We start from the raw sequence: 1,433 nt of genomic DNA on the forward strand, positions 1-1,433 counted from the left end.
CTATTGAGGTGACGGTGCCGGCGACAACCTTGGTACGACGCAGATTCCGCCGCAGCGAGATCGCCGCATGCCTCGCCTCGACCGAGCCGGCCAGCACCTCAGGCAGGAACGGCTGATAGGTCATATACGGCCGCGGATCGACCACGACCACCTCGGCCTCACCCTTACGAAGCTTCTTCTCCAACTTCCACGCCGCATAGAACCCGGCGTACCCACCGCCGACCACAAGAACCCTGCGCACGTAAGCCTCCGTCTCGTCTATTCACTAGCTACGACAAGGCGGGGGGCTCGTTTGTGACATGGCTGGTGTGGTTGTTGCCTACCAAGTGGACTGTGGTGGCGCTGCTCCGGGCTGCTTGATGGTGCTGGTCGTGGCGGTGGGCCGGAGCTGCTCACCCGAGTGGTCGCGTGCTTGGGTGGATGCGGGGGTGGGTCGTGGATGCGGGGGTTTTGTTGGATCTGGATGGGTTGGGGTTTGGTGTGCGGTAGGTGTCCGGTGGGTGGCCGATTTGGTCCGGATGCTGGTCAAACCAGGGGAGTCGGCGGGGGCTGGGACAGGAACTGGTGGGCGGGGACATGAAATATCAGGTCTCAGCCGGCTCTTCTGACTGATGTGTGGGTCAGGGTCTGCCGGGTAGGGCTGGTCGGTGTCCGCCGAGGCTGAGTAGTGCGAGTGCGATCAGGGCGTGGGGGGATTTGAAGCCGAACGCGATGCGGGTGAGGAGCCGGATTTTGGTGTTGATCGATTCGGTGCGGCCGTTGGACAGGATCGCGGTGAGGATCGCGTCGCGTTGGGCGGTGATGGTGCGTTGGAGTTTCACGAACGCGGGGATCCGGCAGCGTCGGGCCGAGCTGATCCACCGGTCGATGGCTTCGGCGGCTTCCGCGTAGGGCATCTGGAAGATCAGTCTCAGGCCTTCCTTGAGTTGGTAGGCGCGGTAGAGCTTGGGGTCGGTGATCGCGACCCATTCGAGCTTGGCGCGTTGTTTGTCGGTGAGGTTCTCGGGGTTCTTCCACAACGCGTAGCGGGTGCCCATCAGGGCTTTGGCGCGTTCGCTGGCCGGGCGCGGCGGGGCGTCTTTGGGTGGCCTGCCGCGGCCGCGTTTGGGTTCGGTCGCCCGCGCCAGGGCGCGGGCGTCGCGCCAGGCCTGGGTCCGGACCTCGGCCAGTGCCTCGTTGGCCCACTTCACGACGTGGAACGGGTCGGCCCCGCGGATCGCGCCGGGGCAGTTCTTGACCACGGCCTTGGCGATCCACTCCGCGCCATCGGCCGACACGTGGGTGATCGCCTGGCACCGTTCGGCCCCGAGCGCGTCGAAAAACCCCTGCAGGGTGGCCGTGTTCTGGCCCGGCGCCGCCCACACCAGCCGGCCCGTGTCGTGGTCGATCACCACCATCAAGAACAATTGCCCACGGCGGTAGGAGATCTCATC

The 1,433-nt window shown here is 65.7% G+C and carries 2 protein-coding genes; both read right to left on the minus strand.

From position 1 onward, the window contains the following. Positions 1 to 241 (minus strand): FAD-dependent oxidoreductase (locus tag ACFWE1_RS17540; RefSeq protein ID WP_376934768.1); only part of this gene is annotated, 241 nt, incomplete at its 3' end. Positions 242 to 620: 379 nt separating this feature from the next. After that, the coding region (locus ACFWE1_RS17545; RefSeq protein WP_376934769.1) for a transposase at positions 621 to 1,433 on the minus strand (813 nt) is incomplete at its 5' end.

It is taken from the genome of Agromyces sp. NPDC060279 (assembly GCF_042726785.1).
Taxonomy (GTDB): Bacteria; Actinomycetota; Actinomycetes; order Actinomycetales; family Microbacteriaceae; genus Agromyces.